Source organism: Exiguobacterium sp. B2(2022) (assembly GCF_028823655.1).
In the GTDB taxonomy this organism is placed as follows: domain Bacteria; phylum Bacillota; class Bacilli; order Exiguobacteriales; family Exiguobacteriaceae; genus Exiguobacterium; species Exiguobacterium aestuarii_A.
Genome location: NZ_JAPEHX010000002.1, coordinates 1 through 19,148 on the forward strand (window position 1 = coordinate 1; position 19,148 = coordinate 19,148).

At 49.0% G+C, this 19,148-nt stretch carries 17 protein-coding genes; 14 read left to right on the top strand and 3 right to left on the bottom strand.

What is annotated here, in order from left to right; translation table 11 throughout:
- Together ON063_RS00545 and ON063_RS00550 are read right to left on the bottom strand one after the other, a co-directional pair.
- Window positions 1-1,324, bottom strand: a 1,324-nt coding sequence (locus tag ON063_RS00545; RefSeq protein WP_274663884.1) for an MATE family efflux transporter, incomplete at its 3' end; no start/stop codon positions are given.
- 159 nt (window positions 1,325-1,483) lie between these two features.
- Complete coding sequence (locus ON063_RS00550; RefSeq protein ID WP_274663885.1) at window positions 1,484-3,268, bottom strand: glycoside hydrolase family 13 protein; 1,785 nt, start codon at window positions 3,266-3,268, stop codon at window positions 1,484-1,486.
- Window positions 3,269-3,638: 370 nt separating this feature from the next.
- Between ON063_RS00550 and ON063_RS00555 the strand changes: the two genes are divergently transcribed.
- From ON063_RS00555 to ON063_RS00590, 8 genes are all read left to right on the top strand, one after another.
- Complete coding sequence (locus ON063_RS00555) at window positions 3,639-4,904, top strand: extracellular solute-binding protein (RefSeq protein ID WP_274663886.1); 1,266 nt, start codon at window positions 3,639-3,641, stop codon at window positions 4,902-4,904.
- A gap of 104 nt (window positions 4,905-5,008) precedes the next feature.
- The gene (locus ON063_RS00560) at window positions 5,009-6,361 is read left to right on the top strand and encodes a sugar ABC transporter permease (RefSeq protein WP_074032667.1); all 1,353 of its coding nucleotides are present in this window, start codon (window positions 5,009-5,011) and stop codon (window positions 6,359-6,361) included.
- A 1-nt stretch (window position 6,362) separates the two neighbouring features.
- Entirely contained in the window at window positions 6,363-7,196 is an 834-nt protein-coding gene (locus ON063_RS00565; RefSeq protein ID WP_015880984.1) for a sugar ABC transporter permease, read from the top strand.
- Between the two features lie 23 nt (window positions 7,197-7,219).
- Window positions 7,220-8,722 (top strand): alpha-amylase family glycosyl hydrolase, encoded by a 1,503-nt coding sequence (locus ON063_RS00570; RefSeq protein ID WP_274663887.1) that lies wholly within the window; start codon window positions 7,220-7,222, stop codon window positions 8,720-8,722.
- 55 nt (window positions 8,723-8,777) lie between these two features.
- A complete protein-coding gene (locus ON063_RS00575) occupies window positions 8,778-9,833 on the top strand; it encodes a LacI family DNA-binding transcriptional regulator (RefSeq protein WP_214785373.1) in 1,056 nt (351 codons plus the stop codon).
- Window positions 9,834-9,949: 116 nt separating this feature from the next.
- On the top strand, window positions 9,950-10,363 hold the full coding sequence (locus tag ON063_RS00580) for a general stress protein (RefSeq protein WP_274663888.1): 414 nt from the start codon (window positions 9,950-9,952) through the stop codon (window positions 10,361-10,363).
- A 215-nt stretch (window positions 10,364-10,578) separates the two neighbouring features.
- A complete protein-coding gene (locus tag ON063_RS00585; protein ID WP_214785370.1) occupies window positions 10,579-12,876 on the top strand; it encodes a glycoside hydrolase family 65 protein in 2,298 nt (765 codons plus the stop codon).
- Between the two features lie 146 nt (window positions 12,877-13,022).
- Entirely contained in the window at window positions 13,023-13,871 is an 849-nt protein-coding gene (locus tag ON063_RS00590; RefSeq protein ID WP_214739432.1) for a YitT family protein, read from the top strand.
- A gap of 50 nt (window positions 13,872-13,921) precedes the next feature.
- On the opposite strand, the gene ON063_RS00595 is transcribed toward ON063_RS00590, so the two are convergent.
- Window positions 13,922-14,734: a Cof-type HAD-IIB family hydrolase gene (locus ON063_RS00595; protein WP_274663889.1), complete on the bottom strand. Its 813-nt coding sequence runs from the start codon at window positions 14,732-14,734 to the stop codon at window positions 13,922-13,924.
- A 162-nt stretch (window positions 14,735-14,896) separates the two neighbouring features.
- Here ON063_RS00595 and ON063_RS00600 point away from each other — a divergent pair, with 162 nt between their 5' ends.
- The 6 genes from ON063_RS00600 (at window position 14,897) to aroE (ending at window position 19,145) form a co-directional block, all read left to right on the top strand.
- The gene (locus ON063_RS00600; protein WP_074032676.1) at window positions 14,897-15,091 is read left to right on the top strand and encodes a YjzD family protein; all 195 of its coding nucleotides are present in this window, start codon (window positions 14,897-14,899) and stop codon (window positions 15,089-15,091) included.
- 75 nt (window positions 15,092-15,166) lie between these two features.
- Window positions 15,167-15,589, top strand: a complete 423-nt coding sequence (locus tag ON063_RS00605; RefSeq protein WP_214696100.1) for a thioredoxin family protein — start codon at window positions 15,167-15,169, stop codon at window positions 15,587-15,589.
- Window positions 15,586-16,365, top strand: coding sequence for a phosphatidylserine decarboxylase (locus ON063_RS00610; RefSeq protein ID WP_274663890.1), 780 nt, complete (start codon window positions 15,586-15,588; stop codon window positions 16,363-16,365). Before ON063_RS00605 ends, ON063_RS00610 begins: the two co-directional genes overlap by 4 nt.
- Window positions 16,366-16,490: 125 nt before the next feature.
- The gene (locus ON063_RS00615; RefSeq protein ID WP_274663891.1) at window positions 16,491-17,117 is read left to right on the top strand and encodes a YqeG family HAD IIIA-type phosphatase; all 627 of its coding nucleotides are present in this window, start codon (window positions 16,491-16,493) and stop codon (window positions 17,115-17,117) included.
- A gap of 133 nt (window positions 17,118-17,250) precedes the next feature.
- Entirely contained in the window at window positions 17,251-18,363 is a 1,113-nt protein-coding gene (gene yqeH / locus ON063_RS00620) for a ribosome biogenesis GTPase YqeH (RefSeq protein WP_274663892.1), read from the top strand.
- A complete protein-coding gene (aroE, locus tag ON063_RS00625) occupies window positions 18,360-19,145 on the top strand; it encodes a shikimate dehydrogenase (RefSeq protein WP_274663893.1) in 786 nt (261 codons plus the stop codon). The genes yqeH and aroE overlap by 4 nt, the downstream gene beginning before the upstream one ends.
- Window positions 19,146-19,148 lie beyond the last annotated feature (3 nt).

The following is a 19,148-nucleotide window of genomic DNA, read 5'->3' on the forward strand; positions in this document are numbered from 1 at the left end:
TTTGTTGCCACGTTCCATATTTCCAACGACGGAACGCGAAGAATCCGCGAAACCACTCATCGAGGGAGAAGGCGAGCCAAATCCCAAGGATGCCGAGCCCCATTTGAAGACCGAACAAGTAGCTGAACGCCACGGCGACACCCCACATCGAGGCAATCCCAATCATGACCGGGAAGCGGACGTCCCCAACGGACTTCAACGATCCCATCAAGACGATGTTCATGGCGCGCCCCGGCTCTAAAATGAGCGTTGCCCATAAGATTGGTACTCCGACCGCGATGATGTCAGGGTTTGACGTGAAGAGACCGAGTAGCGACTCGCTGAACACCGCCAATCCGAGAGAGGCGACGAACGAGGCGAACATGGCGATCTTCAATGTCTTGACGGCGCGATGATACGCCTCTTTGAAACGTTTGCCTCCGATATCTCGCGCAATCAAGAGCTGTGTTCCTTGTGCGACGGCGACGGTGAACAAGAAGGCGAGCATTGACAAGTTCATGACGTATACCCGTGCGGCGAGGGAAGCTTCTCCCATCGTCGCGATGAAACCGGTGATGATGATTTGTGAAGCTTGATAAGACAAGTTCTCTCCTGCAGAAGGGACACCGATTTGAAGGAGCGACTGGATGTCGTCTTTCTTCGGTCGTAACACTTCTTTTAACGGGAAGCGGATCAAAAGCTTCCGTTTGACGAGCCAGAACAACAGTACCATAGCGGCGAATCGTGCGATCACGATGGCCCAAGCGACACCGGCAACACCTGTGACCGGAAGTCCGAACCAGCCGGTAACGGCAAAAATGGCACCGACGGCGGTGATGATATCAATCAGAAGCGTCGCGAGCATGGCGTGTTTCGTCATCCCGTGACTCCGGAGGATCGAACTGAGCGCCATGATGAGCGCTTCGGTGAATAACGACAAGCCGACGATTTGCAGGAACAACAGCCCGTGTGCAAACAGTTCATCCGATAGACCGAATAGGCGCAAAAACGTTTCACCGAATAAGAAGATGACGACGACCATGGTCGCACCGAGCCACATGTTCAAACTGACGGCGGAGCGGGCGAAGTCACGACTCTTCTTCATGCGCCCAGCCCCGATGGCCTGACCGATCAAAATGGTCGCCCCGACAGACGTCACACTGAAGACAATCAAGAACACGTTTAAGATTTGGTTGGCAACCCCGACGGCCGAAGCGGCGGCGTCTGAGTAATGTGCGAGCATCAATGTGGCGATGATCCCGGTTCCCATGTGGAGGGCAAGTTCGATGAAAATCGGCCACGACAGTTTGAACAGGGTGAGCTGTTCCGTTTGTTTCGTCTGCATGTAGTGTATTCTCCCTTTTCTCTATAATTCTTTCTGTTAACTATTTGTTTTATAAAAATGTCAAAGGTCATCTTACTCCTTATGAAATGAAAAAGAAAGGGGTTTGCTAAATTATTTTCAACAAAAAAATCACCCGAAGAAATCAGGTGATTTTCGAAATTATTTCAATTTCAGAATAACTGCACTAAATGGTGCCAGTTCGATGTCGAGTGACTCGAGATCGCGGTCGTTTAACAAGTCGTAGGCGGCGCCACGATAACCGAGCGGACTTAGTTTCGAAGTAGAGTCCGAGTTATTGAAGTAGACCAAGTACGTCTCATCTTTCGTGCATCGCTCGATGATGACGGCATTGTTGGCGTCGTCGACCAAGTTGAAGCGATACGAGCCGGCGTTTGCGAGTACGGGATGGTCTTTCCGTAGCTGGATGAGTTTTTGAATGTAACGGAAGAGGTTACGGTCTTCTTCGGCTTCGTCCCACGGCATACAGCGGCGGCAACCCGGGTCTTGTTCTCCCTCGAGTCCGATTTCATCCCCATAGTAAATACATGGGCTACCTGTGTACGTGAGCATGGATGTCATCAAGAGCTTGAATTTGCCTTTATGACCTTTCGCCCGCGTCAACGCACGAGGTGTATCGTGTGAGTCGATCAAGTTGAACGTGACTTCGTTGACGTTCATCGTGTTCATCATCTCGACGCGCGTCAATTCGTTGCGGAACTCAGAAGCCGTCGTCCGATCGAGTGCGAAATAGTTCAAGCTCGCGTTCGTGAACGGATAGTTCATGACGGCATCGAACTGGTCGCCTTGTAGCCAAGGTTGCGCGTCGTGCCAAATTTCCCCGAGGATGTAGGCTTCCGGGTTCGCTTTCTTGACGGCTTTTCGGAAGTCACGCCAGAACGCATGATCGACCTCGTTGGCGACGTCTAGGCGCCATCCGTCGATGCCAAATTCTTCGACCCAGTAACGGGCGACATCTAATAAGTAAGCTTTCAACTCTGGATGCTCCGTATTGATCTTCGGCATGTTCTTCTCGAACGCGAACGTATCGTAGTTCGGCTTCGGCTCCGTCACGATTGGGAACTCACGGAGATAGAACCAATCGCGATACTCAGACGCCGGACCGTTCTCGACGACATCTTGGAACCATGGGTGGTGATATCCGACATGATTGAAGACGGCATCGAGCATGACCTTGATGCCATTCTCGTGCAAGAGGTCGACCATTTCTTTAAATTTCTCTTTTGTCCCGAACTGTGGATCGATTTCCATATAGTCGAGCGTATCGTACTTGTGGTTCGTCGTCGCTTTAAAGATCGGGCAGAAATAGATGCCGGTAATCCCGAGTTCGACCAAGTGGTCGATATGGTCAATCACCCCTTGGAAATCCCCACCGAAGAAGTTTGTGATTGTCGGCTCTGTCGAGTTCCATGGCAGTGTCTCTTCTGGATTAAGTGAAGCATCTCCATTGGCGAAGCGATCCGGGAAGATTTGATACCAAACCGTGTCCTTCACCCATGACGGTGCGTGGAAGATATCAATCGGATTGATGAACGGGACACAGAAGTAATAGCCCGTGTCATCGAGCGGTTTTTCTTCGAACCACCCTTTTTCGGTATAGACGGCTGTCTCTTGTCCATCATTCAAACGGAATCCGTAGCGAAGGCGACGGAACGGCGGCTTGATGGCGATGAACCAGTAGTCATAGGCGTCGTCAAAACCGATTTTCTCCATTGGAGTCTCGTATGTACGCCAGTAGCTCGGCTTGTCCGGGTCAAAATTCCACATGGCCGGGTCTTCAGAATGCCAATCGTAAGGGTCGTTCCAAATCAAATCGACCGATTCAATATCTCCACGTTTCGTATGAAAACGGATGTGGATCGTCTCACGGTCATATTTGTAAACGAACGGGGACATGGCACGATGATAAATCGCTTCTTTCATCATAAGGAAAACATTCCTTTCTTTATAGGGGATGACATCATTTTACAACACTGTGAATCAAAGAGAATAGGTGTTGCGAAAACGTTTGCTCAAGCAAAGGGTAATAAAGCGTTTACATTTTGTCAATTGCTGAAACTCATAAAAAGTGAAGATTTGAGAACAAAATTTTATAAATTACATAAATGGGTCAACAGACGTAAAAAAAGTGTAAAAAAAGACTTGTAAAACGCTTTCACAAATGTATAATAAAAATTGAGGTGAGGATGCAAACGTTTTCACTACCGTGTCAATTTCGTAGCGGAGTTTTAAAATTGACGTGGTCGTGCGATTGCGCAAATCTGACCATACTATTTCCTTGGGGAGGTTTTTCATCATGAAGATGAAAAAAATGGTAGCAGGACTTTCAACAGCAGTATTCGCATTCGGTGCACTTGCTGCATGTGGTGGCGGAACAGACAACGGATCTTCTAACGAAGGTGGTTCTTCAAGCGAGAACAAACCTGAAAAGATCGTCATCTGGGAAGACATCGAAAAGTCTGAAACAACGAAAGAAGTTGCGAAGGCGTTCGAAGAAGAGCATGGCGTAAAAGTTGAAGTCGTCGAAGTACAGATGACAGACCAAAAAGACAAGCTTGCGCTTGACGGTCCAGCTGGCAAAGGTCCAGACATCGTTCTCGTACCGCACGACCAAATCGGTACAATCGCTGACCAAGGCCACTTGAATCCAATCGCTGACGAAGGATCACTTGACGCATTCACAGACGCTGCGAAATCAGCTGTCATGTTCGATGGTCAAGCTTACGGATATCCAAAATCAGTTGAGACACCAGTTCTCATGTACAACAAAGATTTGATGGCTGAAGCTCCAGCATCAATGGACGACCTCTACAAGTTGTCAAACGATGTGAAAGCTGATGGGGAGTATGGATTCCTCGCACTTTGGGATAACTTCTACTTCGCACACGGTGTTGTCGCTGGATTCGGCGGATACGTGTTCAAAGAAGACGGTGGCGCACTCGATCCATCTGACATCGGTTTGAACAACGAAGGCGCAGTTGAAGGATTCGAATACATCGGTAAATGGTACGAAGAAGGCCTCTTCCCTAAAGGATTGATCGGTGAGTCTGGCGGCCAAGCGATGGACCAACTCTTCACTGAGAAGAAAGCACATTCAGTCATGAACGGACCGTGGGCTGTAGCTGGTTACACAGATGCAGGCGTAAACCTCGGAGCGGCTCCAATGCCAACACTTCCGAACGGTGAGCCAATCAAGACGTTCATGGGTGTGAAAACATATGCCCTTTCAGCTTACACAGAAAACCAAGAGTGGGCTGAAATGTTCCTTCAAGAGTTGACGAATGAAGAAAACGCATTGGCAATGTTTGAAGCATACAACGAGATCCCACCAGTAGCAGCACTCGAGTCGAACGAAACAATCACGTCGAACGAAGTTGCGAAAGCGGTATTCGACCAAGCGACAAACGCAATCCCAATGCCGAACATTCCTGAAATGGGACAAGTTTGGGAGCCAATGGCACAAGCACTTCAGCTTGTAGCGACTGGTAAACAAGATGCACAGAAATCTGCAGACGATGCAGTGAAAGTCATCGAGCAACAAATCCAAGCGAACAACCAATAAGGATTGAAATGACGGGGTGCGCCACATGGCGTTCCCCCTCATTTTCTAACATTGAGCAAACGTTTGCTTGATTGATTTGCTCAAATCGAAAGGAGAAACTGAGGATGGCTGCAATTGCGAACCCTAAAACACCGGACCAACGCCCGGACAAGCCTACAAACCATGCTCGGAACGCGGGACTACTTTCCATCATTCCGGGACTCGGACAGTTATATAACAAACAATACGCGAAGGCGGTAGCGTTCTTTATCGTCGTCGTATCTTATTTTGCCGTAAACTATGATCTATTTTTCAAAGGCGCGGGCGCCGGACCAGGTGACCGTGGAGGACTTTGGGGATTGATCACGCTTGGTGAAGTGCCAGGACCTCGTAACGACCACTCCATCTTCTTGATGGTCGAGGGGATTGTCGCGTTAATTTTACTTTTCTTCGGAATCGCGTTCTATGTTTGGAACATTCGTGACGCCTATCGTGTCGGTCGCGCTCGTGATCAGCATCTAAACCTTCCATCGTTCCAAATGCAACTTCGCAACTTGCGTGACCATGGATTCCCATACTTAATGTTAATCCCATCACTCATTTTGTTAGTGTTTACAGTTATTCTTCCATTGATCTTTACGTTCTTGATCGCCTTCACGAACTATCGCTATAACAACGCACCACCAGCGAAACTCGTCGAATGGGTCGGATTCGAGAACTTCACGCGTATTTTTGAAATCGATATCTTCCGTGACACTTTCGTCGGGGTACTCGGCTGGACACTTGTCTGGACGGTCGCTTCAACGACAGGTGTCATCGCAATCGGGATCTTCCTTGCGGTACTCTTGAACCAAGAAGGTCTTCGTTTCCGTCGCTTGTTCCGTTCAATCTTGATTTTGTCTTGGGCAGTTCCGGCATTCATCACGATCTTGATCTTCCGTTCAATGTTCAACGAATCGTTCGGGGTGTTCAATACGACAATCTTGCCGGCACTCGGTCTTGACCCAGTCAACTGGATGACCGATCCGACAGCTACACGAACAGCACTCGTTCTCATTCAATGGTGGCTCGGCTTCCCGTTCATCATGACGCTCATGACAGGGGTCCTTCAGTCGATTCCTGGTGACTTGTATGAAGCGGCAACGATTGACGGAGCGACAATCTTTGATAAGTTCCGCTTGATCACATTGCCGATGCTCTTGTTCGCGACTGCACCGATCTTGATCACGCAGTTCACGTTCAACTTCAACAACTTCAACATCATCTATCTCTTTAATGGCGGTGGCCCTGCTGTACCTGGACAAACGGCCGGCGGTACCGACATCTTGATTTCTTGGATTTACAAATTGTCTCTCGGTGCCAACCCGCAATACGGACTTGCGGCTGCGATTACACTCATCTTGTCATTCTTCATCATGACACTTGCCGTGATCCAGTTCCGTCGGACAAAATCTTTCAAAGACGAGGATATGATCTGATATGAAAAAACAAAAACGAATCAATTTGGCGATCTCGTATGTCATCTTGACGCTTGCGTCGATCATCATTCTCTATCCGATGCTTTGGGTTGTCGGTACATCATTCAACCCGGGGCGTACGATTACGTCAACGATTATTCCATCTAACCCGACGTTTATTCACTATAAAAACTTGTTTGACCTAACGATTTCGGATTATAGTTTATGGTATGTGAATACGTTGAAAATCGCTTTCATCACGATGGCACTCTCAGTCGTCTTAGTGACGATTACTGGTTACGTCTTCTCACGCTACCGTTTCGTCGGACGCAAGAACTCACTCGTCTTGTTCCTCGTCCTTCAGATGGTGCCACAGTTCGTTGCGATCATCGCGATTTATGTATTGCTCAACATGCTCAACCTTCTTGACACACATACAGCGCTCATCTTGCTCTATGCGGGTGGTGCGATTCCGATGAACACGTACTTGGCGAAAGGGTACTTCGACACGATTCCAAAAGAACTTGACGAAGCAGCTCGCATGGATGGTGCAGGTCACCTCCGAATCTTCTGGCAAATCATCTTGCCGCTTGCGAAGCCGATTGTCGCAACGATTGCTCTCTTTAACTTCATGGGACCATTCAACGACTTTATCTTGGCATCGCTCGTCCTTCGTTCACCAGAGAAACAAACATTGGCAGTTGGTCTTTACAACATGATCTCGAAACAGTTCGATAATAACTTCACGTTATTCGCGGCGGGTGCGGTTCTTTCAGCCCTTCCAATCGTCATCTTGTTCTTCATGTTCCAACGCTACTTCGTTTCTGGCCTTACAGCGGGTGGTACGAAAGGATAATACTCGTAAAAGGAGGAAGCGATATGAGGCGAGGCGTCGTGCTCGTGCTCCTGTCGCTTCTTTTGTTTCCGACCGTCGTCGGTGCAAAGGAAGCTGCTACTTGGGAACAAGAACGCATGTATTTTATTATGGTCGACCGATTTGTTGACGGGAACCCGGACAACAATGAGCAAGTCGACAAAGATGATCCGAAAGCGTTTCATGGCGGGGACATCCGTGGGGTCATCGAAAAGCTCGATTATATCGAGTCACTCGGCTTCACATCGATTTGGTTGACGCCCGTTTTTGAAAATATGCCGGACGGCTATCACGGGTATTGGATTAAGGATTTTTATAACATCGACCCGCAATTCGGGACGAAAGAGGACTTACAAGAACTTGTCGAGGAAGCACACAAACGAGACATGAAAGTCATTCTCGACTTCGTTGTCAACCACGTCGGCCCGAACCATCCGTGGGTGGAAGAAAAGCCGGAATGGTTCCACGAACAGCTGCCGATCGTGTTCTGGAAAGACCAGGAGCAAGTCGAGACACACTGGTTATTCGATTTGCCGGACTTTAAAACAGAGAATCCGGAAGTCAAATCGTATTTGATCGACGCGGCGAAGTACTGGATCGAAGAGACGGACATCGATGGCTATCGCCTCGACACGGTCCGTCACGTCGATAAGGCGTTCTGGAAAGACTTTGTCGAAGGTGTTCGGTCGGTCGACCCAGACTTTTACTTACTCGCTGAAGTGTTTGACCCGGATCCACAATATGTCGCGCAGTATGACGACCTTGGATTCAACAGCATCACGAACTTTACATTCTACGACCGGGTATCAAAAACGATGACGCAACAGCAGGCGAACGTCGATGAGATCGATGTTGCCGCAAGCTATGCCGAAACGTTCTTTAACGACCCGAATCAGATGGCGACGTTCCTCGATAACCATGATGTCGAACGGTTCATGCATATGGCTGAACTCGGCGGCGTGGAATCGGCGGAACGACGGTTACGTCTTGGGTTGTTCGCACTCTATGCGTCACCGGGTATGCCAATCGTCTTCCAAGGGACAGAAAATGCACAGACAGGTGGAGCCGACCCGGCGAACCGTGTCATGACTGAGTTCCCGGGAAATGAAGAGTTACACGAATACGTCGCAACGATGAACCGCATGCGTGAAGAGTATCCTGTTTTTGCGACAGGTGAACAGCGTATGATTGCATCGGAGGATGGAATGGCCGTCTTCGAACGGAAAGACGGAGATGATGTCGCGTTATATGCGATCAACATGAACAGTGAGGATCGAGAGATTGAGATCGAGGTCAGTGAAATCGGGGAAGATACAAGACTTCGTGGTCTATTATTCTCACAACTGGTCACAGATCAACGCGGAACGTTTACAATTGAACTATCTGGCGAAAGTGCGAACGCTTACATCGTTGAGGAGTCATCGGTAAATCCGTGGATGATTGGGTTGATCGTTGTCACGATTCCGATTTTCTTGACAGGTTTGGTCATGTGGAAGCGTCGCAAATAAAGATATGACACGCCGAAAGGCACGAATTGAATTCACGGAAGCAGGGGGGAACACCATGCAAATCACAATTAAAGATGTTGCGAAGCACGCGAACGTCGCGCCGTCGACGGTATCTCGCGTCATCGCCAACAGCCCAAGAATCAGTCAGAAGACAAAAGAACGAGTCAGAAGCTCGATGGAAGAGCTCGGTTACCATCCGAACATTCATGCGAGAAGTCTTGCCAACCGCTCGACACAGTCGATTGGTCTCGTCATGCCGAGCGCGGCAACAAAGACGCTTCAAAACCCATTCTTCCCAGAAGTGTTGCGAGGAATCAGTACGAAGGCGCACCAAAACGGTTATTCACTCTATATGACGACCGGTGTGACAGAAGAAGAGGTATTGTCGGGTGTAATCGAGATGGTACAGGGACGCCGTGTCGACGGTGTCATCGTCCTCTATTCACGTGAAGACGACCAAGTCGTCCAATATCTACGTCAGACGAAGTTTCCGTTCGTCGTGGTCGGGAAGCCGTTCGGGGACGCTTCTTCGATTACGTACGTCGATACGGACAACTATTTGGCCGGACGCGAAGTGACGAAGCACCTCTATAATCTAGGTCACCGACGTATCGCCTTCATCGGGGGATCGGACAAACTCGCCGTGACACAAGACCGCCGGAACGGATACGCGACGGCTCTCATGGAAGCGGGCATCCCGGTATGTGAGGACTATATCGCACGAGCCGAGTTCATGACGAAGGGTGGCGCAAAAGCCGTCCGTGAACTGCTTCAAAATGAAGAGCCACCGACAGCTGTCGTCGTCAGTGATGACATGATGGCACTCGGGGTCATCAGTACACTCAGCGAGATGGGACTCAAGATTCCTGAAGATGTGGCTGTCGTCAGTTTCAATAACGTGTATATCGCCGAACACTCGAACCCGCCGCTCACTTCGGTCGAGATCAACATTTTCGGTCTCGGCTTTGAGGCGACGAATTGCTTGATTGAACAAATTAGCGATAATGCCCCACCATACGGAAAACGTGTCATCGTTCCACACTATTTGGTCGTCCGCCAATCATGTGGACAAAAAAAGAGTAAAGCGGAGACGCTCGAATCAAATTCTTAATCGTCTAGACGGTCTCGCGAGGAGCGAGGTCGTCTTTTGCATATCCTGTTGATTGAAGTCGTCTGAAGTGGGGAACATTTCTCACGAACGGATTGAAATTGAAAGGATGGATTGAGATGAGTGAAAAACGATTTGTCGGAACATATGATACGAAAGAGAGCCTGCTTTCTAAAATGAACGAACTGAATGAAAATGGCTACGATGAAGGAGAATTATATGTCGTGACCGAACAGAAAGACGCTGTCCATGTGCTCAAACATGAGACGAACGTAAACGTGGAAAATGGTGACGCGTCTTGGTTAGACAACCTTCAGGACGATACAAGTCAGGGCAAAGATATGAAACAGGCGCTACACGATTTAGGCATCTCAGATGATGAGGTGGAGCAAGCACATGCACAATTGAAACAAGGCGGATATGTGCTCGTCATCGATGAACCTGATACGGGGTTCAATGATGGTCGGAGCGCTCTATTCGAAGGGCATGAGGCGAATGCGGTGTTCGGTGAGGATGAAGAAAATCAAAAGTGATGACCCATTAAGACTGTCTCCGCGAGAGGCAGTCTTTTTTCTCTAAATAATGTGACAAAAAAAGAAAGAAAAAGTTTTATGCAAACGATTGCATTCTCACTTCAGTTGTGTAAAATGAAAGGTGAGATTAAATACAGCGCTTTCATAGACAAACGGTTGCATGAACTTGTTGTCCGTCGAAGGTAGCCTTGTAGAGAAAAAGGAGTGGCAGACAGATGAAACGATTGTTTGCAGTCGATGAATGGAAAGTAACAGAAGAAGGTCTTCACCCGAAAGAAAACCGTCTTGCTGAATCGATCACATCGCTCGGAAACGGGCACATGGGAATGCGAGGAAATTTCGAGGAAGATTACTCGAATGATACGCACCAAGGATTCTATGTGGCGGGCGTCTATTACCCGGACAAAACACGTGTCGGTTGGTGGAAGAACGGATATCCTGAATACTTTGCCAAAGTATTGAATGCGACAAACGTCATCGGTCTACGCGTCGCGATCAATGGCACACCTGTCGACTTGGCGAAATGGGACGTTAAGGACTTTACACGCGAATTGGATATGCAGCGTGGTGTCCTCACACGGACGTTCACATTGATGAACGGGACAGAAGAGACAAACGTAGAAGTCGTCCGTTTCTTCTCCATCGTCGACAAAGAAGTATTAGCGATTCGTTACAACGTCACACCGGTGAACTACGAAGCGAAAATCGAGTTCACACCATACTTAGACGGCGATGTCGAGAACGAAGATTCGAACTACGATGAGAAGTTCTGGCTCCCGGTTGACCGCGGCATCGAAGAACGCTTCGGTTTCGTGACGACGAAGACGAAAAAACTCGATTGGCACGTTACGGCATCGATGATTGCGGACGTAGAAGGTGCTCGTTGCGAAGTGCTCGAAGCGACAGACCTCTTCGTGGCGAACAAATTCACGGTCAATGTGACTGCTGGCGAGACAGCGACAGCCTATAAATATGTATCTGTCGTGACAAACCGCGACCATGCGATTGAAGACCTTCAATCTGCAGGGATGAAACGCGTCGAAGCGGCGTTTGAAAAGGGCTTTGAGACGCTTCTCACTGAACAGACGGAAGCATGGCTCGCACGTTGGGAAGATGCGGACGTTCGAATCGATGGAGATATCGAAGCGCAACAAGGAATCCGTTTCAACATCTTCAACATGTATCAGACGTATACAGGTGAAGATTCGCGTCTCAACATCGGACCGAAAGGATTCACAGGCGAGAAGTACGGCGGTGCGACGTATTGGGATACGGAAGCCTATTGCCTCCACTTCTACTTGGCGACGACCAAACCAGAGGTCTCATGGAACTTGCTCAAATACCGTCACAATCAATTGCCACAAGCAAAAGAGAACGCTGTGAAGAATGTCGGTATGGAAGGTGCGCTTTATCCGATGGTCACGATGAACGGGGAAGAGTGCCACAACGAGTGGGAAATCACACATGAAGAGATTCACCGGAACGGTGCGATCGCCCATGCGATCTTCAACTACACGAACTTCACAGGCGATAAGTCTTACCTTGGACAATACGGACTTGAAGTATTGGTCGAGATCTCGCGTTACTGGGCTAGCCGCGTCAACTTTGTGCCACACAAAGACGTGTATATGATCCTAGGCGTCACAGGTCCGAACGAATACGACAACAACGTCAACAACAACTGGTACACGAACTTGATCGCCGCGTGGACGCTCGAGTACACGCAAGAAGTGTATAACTACTTGAAAGAAGCAGAACCTGCACGTCTCGAAGAGCTCGTGTCGACACTTGGCATCACAGACGCTGAACTTGCGAAGTGGGCGGATATCCAAACGAAGATGTACTATCCAAAAGATGACCTTGTGCCAGATGTCTTCATGCAACAGGATGGCTTCATGGATAAAGAGCAGATCTTGGTGAAGGACCTCGATCCGAAACATCTTCCACTTAACCAAAACTGGTCGTGGGATCGCATCCTTCGCTCAAACTTCATCAAACAAGCGGACGTCCTTCAAGGACTCTACACGTTCGGTGATCGCTTCACGCTTGAACAGAAACGTGCGAACTTCGATTTCTATGAGCCACGCACGGTTCATGAGTCGAGCTTGTCACCATGTGTCTATTCAATCATTGCGGCAGAAGTCGGGTATGAGGACAAAGCGGTTGAATTGTATCAACGTTCAGCACGTCTTGACCTCGACAACTACAACAATGATACAGAAGACGGGCTGCACATCACGTCGATGGTCGGCTCATGGATGTCCATCGTTCATGGTTTCGCGGGTATGCGCATCCAAGGGGATCACCTCTCGTTCAGCCCGATGATTCCGAAAGACTGGAACGGCTACTCGTTCAACATGCTTTGGCGTGGCCATCACTTGACGGTCACATCATCACGTGAACAAGTGACAATCCAACAAACAGGTGGTACAGATGTAACGCTTCACGTGTATGGAAATGCAGTAACGGTTCCTGCGAATGAATCGATTACAATTGAAACAGTGAAAGCGTGACCAATTGCTTCATACGAACAAGCCGACCTCGGTCGGCTTGTTTTTGTATGAAAAACTTATCGGATTTCCTGCATATTTGCTGTATGCAGCATGAATAATCTATGTTATCTTGATTCTTAGCTATTTTGAGAAAGGGGAGTTGAAGCTTGACGGAAGCCGTTAAAGAACATACACGAATCGGGGTTGTCTCGATCATCGGAGGATTGTTCGTTGCCTTATCCATGACATTATTTTTAATTCCAGCCGGCGTCTATTCGACAGGATTTACGGGCCTTGCCCAAATCTTGACAGCACTACTAGCTGGTACACCGTTTGAACTAGGGGAAGGGCTCTGGTTCTTTATTCTGAACGCACCACTGCTCGTCGTCAGTTATTTTATGCTTGGGCGGAATATGATGATTCATACGCTTGTCAGTGTCGCCTCGGTCACGTTGTTCATTCGTTTGCTTCCGCAATCGCAGCTCCTCTCGGACGACCCGCTCTTGAACGCCGTATTCGGCGGTGTGCTCTTGGCAATCGGTTCGGGGATTACGATTCGGTACGGTGCCTCGACGGGAGGCTTTGATATCGTCGCGTTGATTCTTGCGAAATTCACGAACAACTCGGTCGGTGTTTACCTCTTCTTGATGAACATGATGATCGCGCTCGCAGCAGGTGCCTTGTTCGGATGGCCGACAGCGCTCTATACGATCGTCTTCTTGTATGTGACATCAAAAGTCATCGATGAGATTTACACGAATACGCAGCGTCAGACGCTCTTCATCGTGACGAACCATCCAGATGAAGTGACGAAAGAATTGCATCAACACGTGTTCCGTGGCATCACGCTCATGCCGGCAATCGGCACGTACTCGAAAGTCGAGAAAGCGACGCTCATGATGGTCGCACAGCGACACGAGGTTCGTGAAATCACACGGATTTGTAAAGATGCAGATCCATCCGTTTGGATCAATATCTTGCCGACAGAGGACGTCGAAGGTACGTTCCGTCGCTAAAAAGTAGACGAATTACAAAAAGCACCGACTTTTCTAGGTCGGTGCTTTCGTTATGACTTGATCCCAAGTCGTTCTTCTAGGAAGAGGGCGATCCCGTCATCCATGTTCGAAGCCGTCACTTCATTGGCCACGTTTTTCAGTTGGTCGATGGCATTCCCCATCGCGACACCTGTCCCGACATAGTCGAGCATCTCAAGGTCGTTTTCTTCGTCACCGAAAGCGATGATGTGCTTCCGGTCGATGTTCAAGTGCTTCGAGACCTCTTGAAGCCCAAGTGCCTTCGACGTGTTTTTACTCATGACTTCAATCATGTGCTCCGGCATGCGCCATTGACGGTTCAAGACGGCCTCGGCATGAATGTCGTCGAGCTGCGAGCGGACGTGCGCCACGTGGTCTTTTGTCGCGTGAATCAATAGTGACGTCGGCTCATCCTGCAAGTGCGTCAACAAGTTCCCAGACGTAACGCTGAGCGCACGTTCTGCATACGGACTATAGAACTCTTGCGGGTCCTTTTGGAAGTACACGTGGTCCGTCACTTCGACGACGATGTTATGGGCTTTCGTATCGGCGACCTCTTCTATGATATCGTGTGCGGTCTTGAGCGGAATCGGGCGGTGTGTGACCGCATAATTCGCATCTTTCGGGTGATGCACGAGGGCACCGTTGAAGTTGACGAGGGGAGTCGTCAATCCCATTTGCTCATAGTACATGATCGAGTGGCGCTTTGGACGCCCTGTCGCAATCATGACTTCATGACCAGCTTCACGTGCCGCTTGGAGGGCACGGAGATTTCGTTCACTAATGGTTTTATCATCTCTTAATAACGTTCCATCTAAATCAACTGCGATTAAATAACGTGACATCAGTCATCCTCTTTTCTTCACAATGATGTTTCTACGACCGTATCACATTTTTCGATTATACGGAAAGAATATACAATCGAAGTCGCATATTCCATTCGAACAATGCTATACTAATGTCGTATGAATTTTTACGAATCATCTGTGAGATGGAGGGGACGTTCAATGCGTTATTTAGTGACATTGATCTGGGCGATTGTGCTCTCAAATACAGCGGTGTTTATCATTTCTGCTGTTGATGGTGTAGAGTTCAACGCGATGCTCGCGACAGGATTTGGCGTGGCCATCACAATCTTCGTTGCACTTCTCGATGTCTTAAACCAAGACATGGGAATCAGCGACGTTGCACAAGAGAAGTAAGCCGTCTACAATCAAACTGACTCGTGCATGAGTCAGTCTTTTTTCTTTATCCAACATAAGAGGAGGATCATGCATATGAAAAACCCTGAAAAACGCGCGAATTTTATCACGTTCGCCATTATCGGAGCGATTATCGTCATCGGAATCGGTCTGTTGTTCTTTTTAAACGGAGCCAATGAAGAAGAGGGCGTCAATGCCGTCACTGCAGACGAATTGCAGCAACAGTTAGACCAGGACGGCGAGGTTGTCGCTTACTTCTGGCAAACAGGCTGTGAATATTGTGAGCAAGTGAAACCGTATGTCGAACCGCTCATCGAAGAATACGATGCGGTCTCAATCAACTTGGCAGACCATAACGTATGGGAAACATACGGCATCAATGGAACACCGACGATCATCCGATTCGAAGATGGAAAAGAAGTCGGTCGCATTGAAGGTGCGGTCTCTGAACAACAATACGAAACATTCTTTAAAAATGAGGAGGCAAAAGAGGAATGAAGCGTCGTTTCTACCAAACGTTATTTGAGTTGAACGCCTCGCCCTGGATTGCTACACGCTTGAAGCGCTTTGCGGAATCAAGTGTGAGTCGCCACTTGATTCCTTCGTTTGCCAAAGTGTATGACATTGCGGTGGAGGAAGCAGAACAACCGCTTGCTGCGTATCCATCACTGCATGCGTTCTTTACCCGTCACTTGAAACCGGGAGCGCGTACGATCGATGAGTCTTCCGAGACACTCGTTTCACCGTGTGACGGAAAGTTATCGGTCATCGAATCGATCTCAGAGGATAGCCGTTTTGAGGTGAAAGGTCAGTCGTATACACTTGCGGAATTACTTGGTTCTCAACAAGAGGCGAGACGTTATGCAGGTGGAACGGTCGTTGTCCTGTACCTCAGCCCGCGCGATTATCACCGCGTCCATACGCCTCTCTCGGGTCGCGTGCTCAGTCACTATGAACTTGGGGACCGCTCGGCACCCGTAAACGAGCTTGGATTGACGGAGACGGTGAGACCCCTCTCTCGTAACTACCGTCGTGTGACACGCTTTGACAGTCCAGCTGGGACGTATGAGCATATTATGGTCGGTGCCTTGAACGTGAACACGATTGAGTGGACGCTCGAGGGCGATCAAGCGGAAAAGGGGCAAGAAGTCGGATACTTCTCATTCGGTTCGACGGTCGTGCTTTGTTTTGAGAAAGATGCGATTCAAATGGACCATGAAAAAATGGGCCCGGTTCGACTCGGTGACGTCATCGGGACGATCAAATCCAATTAATTTTGTATCAATTTTCTTCCGACCGAACGATAGACTAGTCGTTTGGTCGGTTTTCGTTTACCATAGAAGGGATATCAATACTTGTATAAGTAGTTGAATCGTTTAGCTAATTGGAGGAATTTTACGTGTTTAATCGACTTTATCCGAAACAGTTCGTCGCGTCTGTGTTTGACATCGACTTACAAGAATTGAAAGACCGTGGGGTACGCGTCATTTTGACCGACCTTGATAATACACTCGTGGCGTGGGACGTTCCGCATGCGCCTGAGCTTTTATTGATGTGGCTTGAAAAAGTGAAATCATACGGTTTCGATGTGATTGTCGTATCAAATAATAACGAGAACCGTGTACGAACGTTTACGGAGCCGCTTGGTCTTCATTATGTCGCTCGTGCGAGAAAACCGTTACCATCAGGATTTAAAGCAGCACTTTCGAAATATGGCTATTCGCCGAAAGAAGCCATTTTCTTAGGGGATCAGTTGTTTACGGACGTACTCGGTGCGAATATGGCTGGCATCCATGTCATCCACGTTCAACCGGTCGTCAAAACGGACGGGCTTGTAACGAAATTCAACCGGATGCTTGAGAAGGTTGTCTTTGCGCATATGAAGCGTCGCGGGAAGTATGTATTGATCACGAAAAAAGTGGAAGAGCTTGCTGTCGACGCACAGCGGGCGAAAGTCGCGGTCGCTGAAAAAATCGGCGAAGCGATGCATCCACATTCCAAAGATTCACATAAAAAAGATGAATAAGACCTCGAACGCACAGGAAGAAGGAGGCTGCCCATGTACGGCGACCAAGGCGTCGGAATTAACGCTTCAGGAGTAGCAGCGAGGTGCTACAGCGAATGAAGAAGGGGAAACCCGAACGGCAGTAAGCACAACTATGGAAGAAACTAAACGATATTGCGCTGGGTGCGGCGTAGCCATCCAAACGGAAGACCCGAACGGGGTCGGCTATGCACCAAAATCGGCACTTGACCGAGAAATCGTCATTTGCCAACGTTGCTTCAAATTGAAGCATTACAACCAAGTCCAAGACGTCGAGTTGTCAGATGATGATTTCTTGCGCATCTTGAACGGCATCAGTTCTAAAGAGGCACTCGTCATCAAGATTGTCGATATTTTCGACTTCAATGGCAGCTGGCTCCCGGGCCTACAACGCTCAGTCGGGGCGAACCCGGTCCTCTTAGTCGGGAACAAGGTGGACTTGTTGCCGAAATCCGTCAACCCGAACCGGATGGCGAACTGGATGAAGGCTGAAGCGAAAGAGCTCGGCTTGAACCCGATTGACGTTCATTTGATCAGTGCGAAAAAAGGACACGGCATCGATGAACTCGCAGAGAAGATTGAATATTACCGAAAAGGCAAAGACGTCTTTGTCGTCGGTTGTACGAACGTCGGGAAATCGACACTCATCAACCAGGTAATCAAACGTTTCGGTGAAGAGGATGAAGCCATCATCACCGTCAGTCATTTCCCGGGAACGACGCTTGACTTGATCGACATCCCACTCGATGATGATGCGAACTTGTACGATACACCAGGGATCATCAACCGTCATCAAATGGCGCACTACGTCGATGCGAAAGATTTGAAGACGATCACGCCGAAAAAAGAAATCAAGCCGCACGTGTTCCAATTAAACCCGCAACAGACGCTCTACTTTGGTGGTTTGGCACGCTTGGATTACTTGGAAGGCAATAAACGATCGTTCGTCATCTATATGTCGAACGAGTTGAAAGCACACCGTACGAAACTCGAACGCGCGGATGAGCTCTATGACCAGCATATTGGGAAAATGCTCAATCCCCCGAACGAGAAGACGCTCGAAATCTTACCACCACTCGTACGCCATGAATTCAGCTTACGAGACGGTGTGAAGACAGACATCGTGTTCAGTGGCCTCGGATGGGTCGCGATTCACGGTAAGGGCGGTCGCATTGCGGCTTGGGCTCCGAAAGGCGTCGCAGTCACACTCCGCGAGGCGCTCGTATGAATCTGGCTGTCATCGGCCACCCGATTGCTCATTCGCTCTCTCCCCAGCTGCACGAGCAGTGGTTGAGGGCGTCTGGGCTTTTCGGGCGTTATGAGGCTATTGACGCCATGGCGAGCGACTTACCGGCACTGTTCGAAGCGATGCGGGAGGGAGAATGGGACGGATTCAACGTCACCATTCCCTATAAAGAAGTAGTCGTTCGTTACGTCGATGAACTCGATGATGCAGCAAAACTTGCCGGTGCCGTCAACGCAGTGTATAAGCGAGACGGACGCCTTGTCGGAACGAATACGGATGGTGCTGGGCTCGTCCAAGCACTGACACCGTTCACCGATTGGACAGGACAAGTCCTCGTCATCGGTGCAGGTGGGGCTGCGCGTGGAATCGTACAGGCACTACCGACGCGTCAGGTGACGATTGTCAATCGGACAGTCGAACGGGCAAAAGAACTCGCAGACGTGTTCGATGTCACGTACACGACGTTCGAAAAGGTCGACGTCTCGCAATATGAGGTCATCATTCAGACCACTTCTGTCGGCATGGACAAGAGCTCGACACCACTTTCATTAGAAGGACTACGACAAAACACGGTCGTTTGTGATATCATATATCGTCCACTTGTCACCCCGATGCTTCGTGAAGCGAAACATCGCGGGGCCATCATTGTGACAGGGGTAGCCATGTTCGTCGGGCAAGGCGCGCTCTCGTTCGAAAAATGGACGGGCGTGAAACCGGACGAAACCATCGGAAAAAAGTTAATCGAAGGATTATTGGAGGAATAATAT

What these genes read in the sequence shown, in the direction of transcription:
- ON063_RS00570 (WP_274663887.1), top strand. Translation starts at nt 7,220, where the DNA reads ATGAGGCGAGGCGTCGTGCTCGTGCTCCTGTCGCTTCTTTTGTTTCCG.
- ON063_RS00550 (WP_274663885.1), bottom strand. Translation starts at nt 3,268, where the DNA reads ATGATGAAAGAAGCGATTTATCATCGTGCCATGTCCCCGTTCGTTTAC.
- ON063_RS00600 (WP_074032676.1), top strand. Translation starts at nt 14,897, where the DNA reads ATGCGTTATTTAGTGACATTGATCTGGGCGATTGTGCTCTCAAATACA.
- ON063_RS00580 (WP_274663888.1), top strand. Translation starts at nt 9,950, where the DNA reads ATGAGTGAAAAACGATTTGTCGGAACATATGATACGAAAGAGAGCCTG.
- ON063_RS00610 (WP_274663890.1), top strand. Translation starts at nt 15,586, where the DNA reads ATGAAGCGTCGTTTCTACCAAACGTTATTTGAGTTGAACGCCTCGCCC.
- ON063_RS00555 (WP_274663886.1), top strand. Translation starts at nt 3,639, where the DNA reads ATGAAGATGAAAAAAATGGTAGCAGGACTTTCAACAGCAGTATTCGCA.
- ON063_RS00605 (WP_214696100.1), top strand. Translation starts at nt 15,167, where the DNA reads ATGAAAAACCCTGAAAAACGCGCGAATTTTATCACGTTCGCCATTATC.
- aroE (WP_274663893.1), top strand. Translation starts at nt 18,360, where the DNA reads ATGAATCTGGCTGTCATCGGCCACCCGATTGCTCATTCGCTCTCTCCC.
- ON063_RS00575 (WP_214785373.1), top strand. Translation starts at nt 8,778, where the DNA reads ATGCAAATCACAATTAAAGATGTTGCGAAGCACGCGAACGTCGCGCCG.
- ON063_RS00565 (WP_015880984.1), top strand. Translation starts at nt 6,363, where the DNA reads ATGAAAAAACAAAAACGAATCAATTTGGCGATCTCGTATGTCATCTTG.
- ON063_RS00585 (WP_214785370.1), top strand. Translation starts at nt 10,579, where the DNA reads ATGAAACGATTGTTTGCAGTCGATGAATGGAAAGTAACAGAAGAAGGT.
- ON063_RS00595 (WP_274663889.1), bottom strand. Translation starts at nt 14,734, where the DNA reads ATGTCACGTTATTTAATCGCAGTTGATTTAGATGGAACGTTATTAAGA.
- ON063_RS00560 (WP_074032667.1), top strand. Translation starts at nt 5,009, where the DNA reads ATGGCTGCAATTGCGAACCCTAAAACACCGGACCAACGCCCGGACAAG.
- yqeH (WP_274663892.1), top strand. Translation starts at nt 17,251, where the DNA reads ATGGAAGAAACTAAACGATATTGCGCTGGGTGCGGCGTAGCCATCCAA.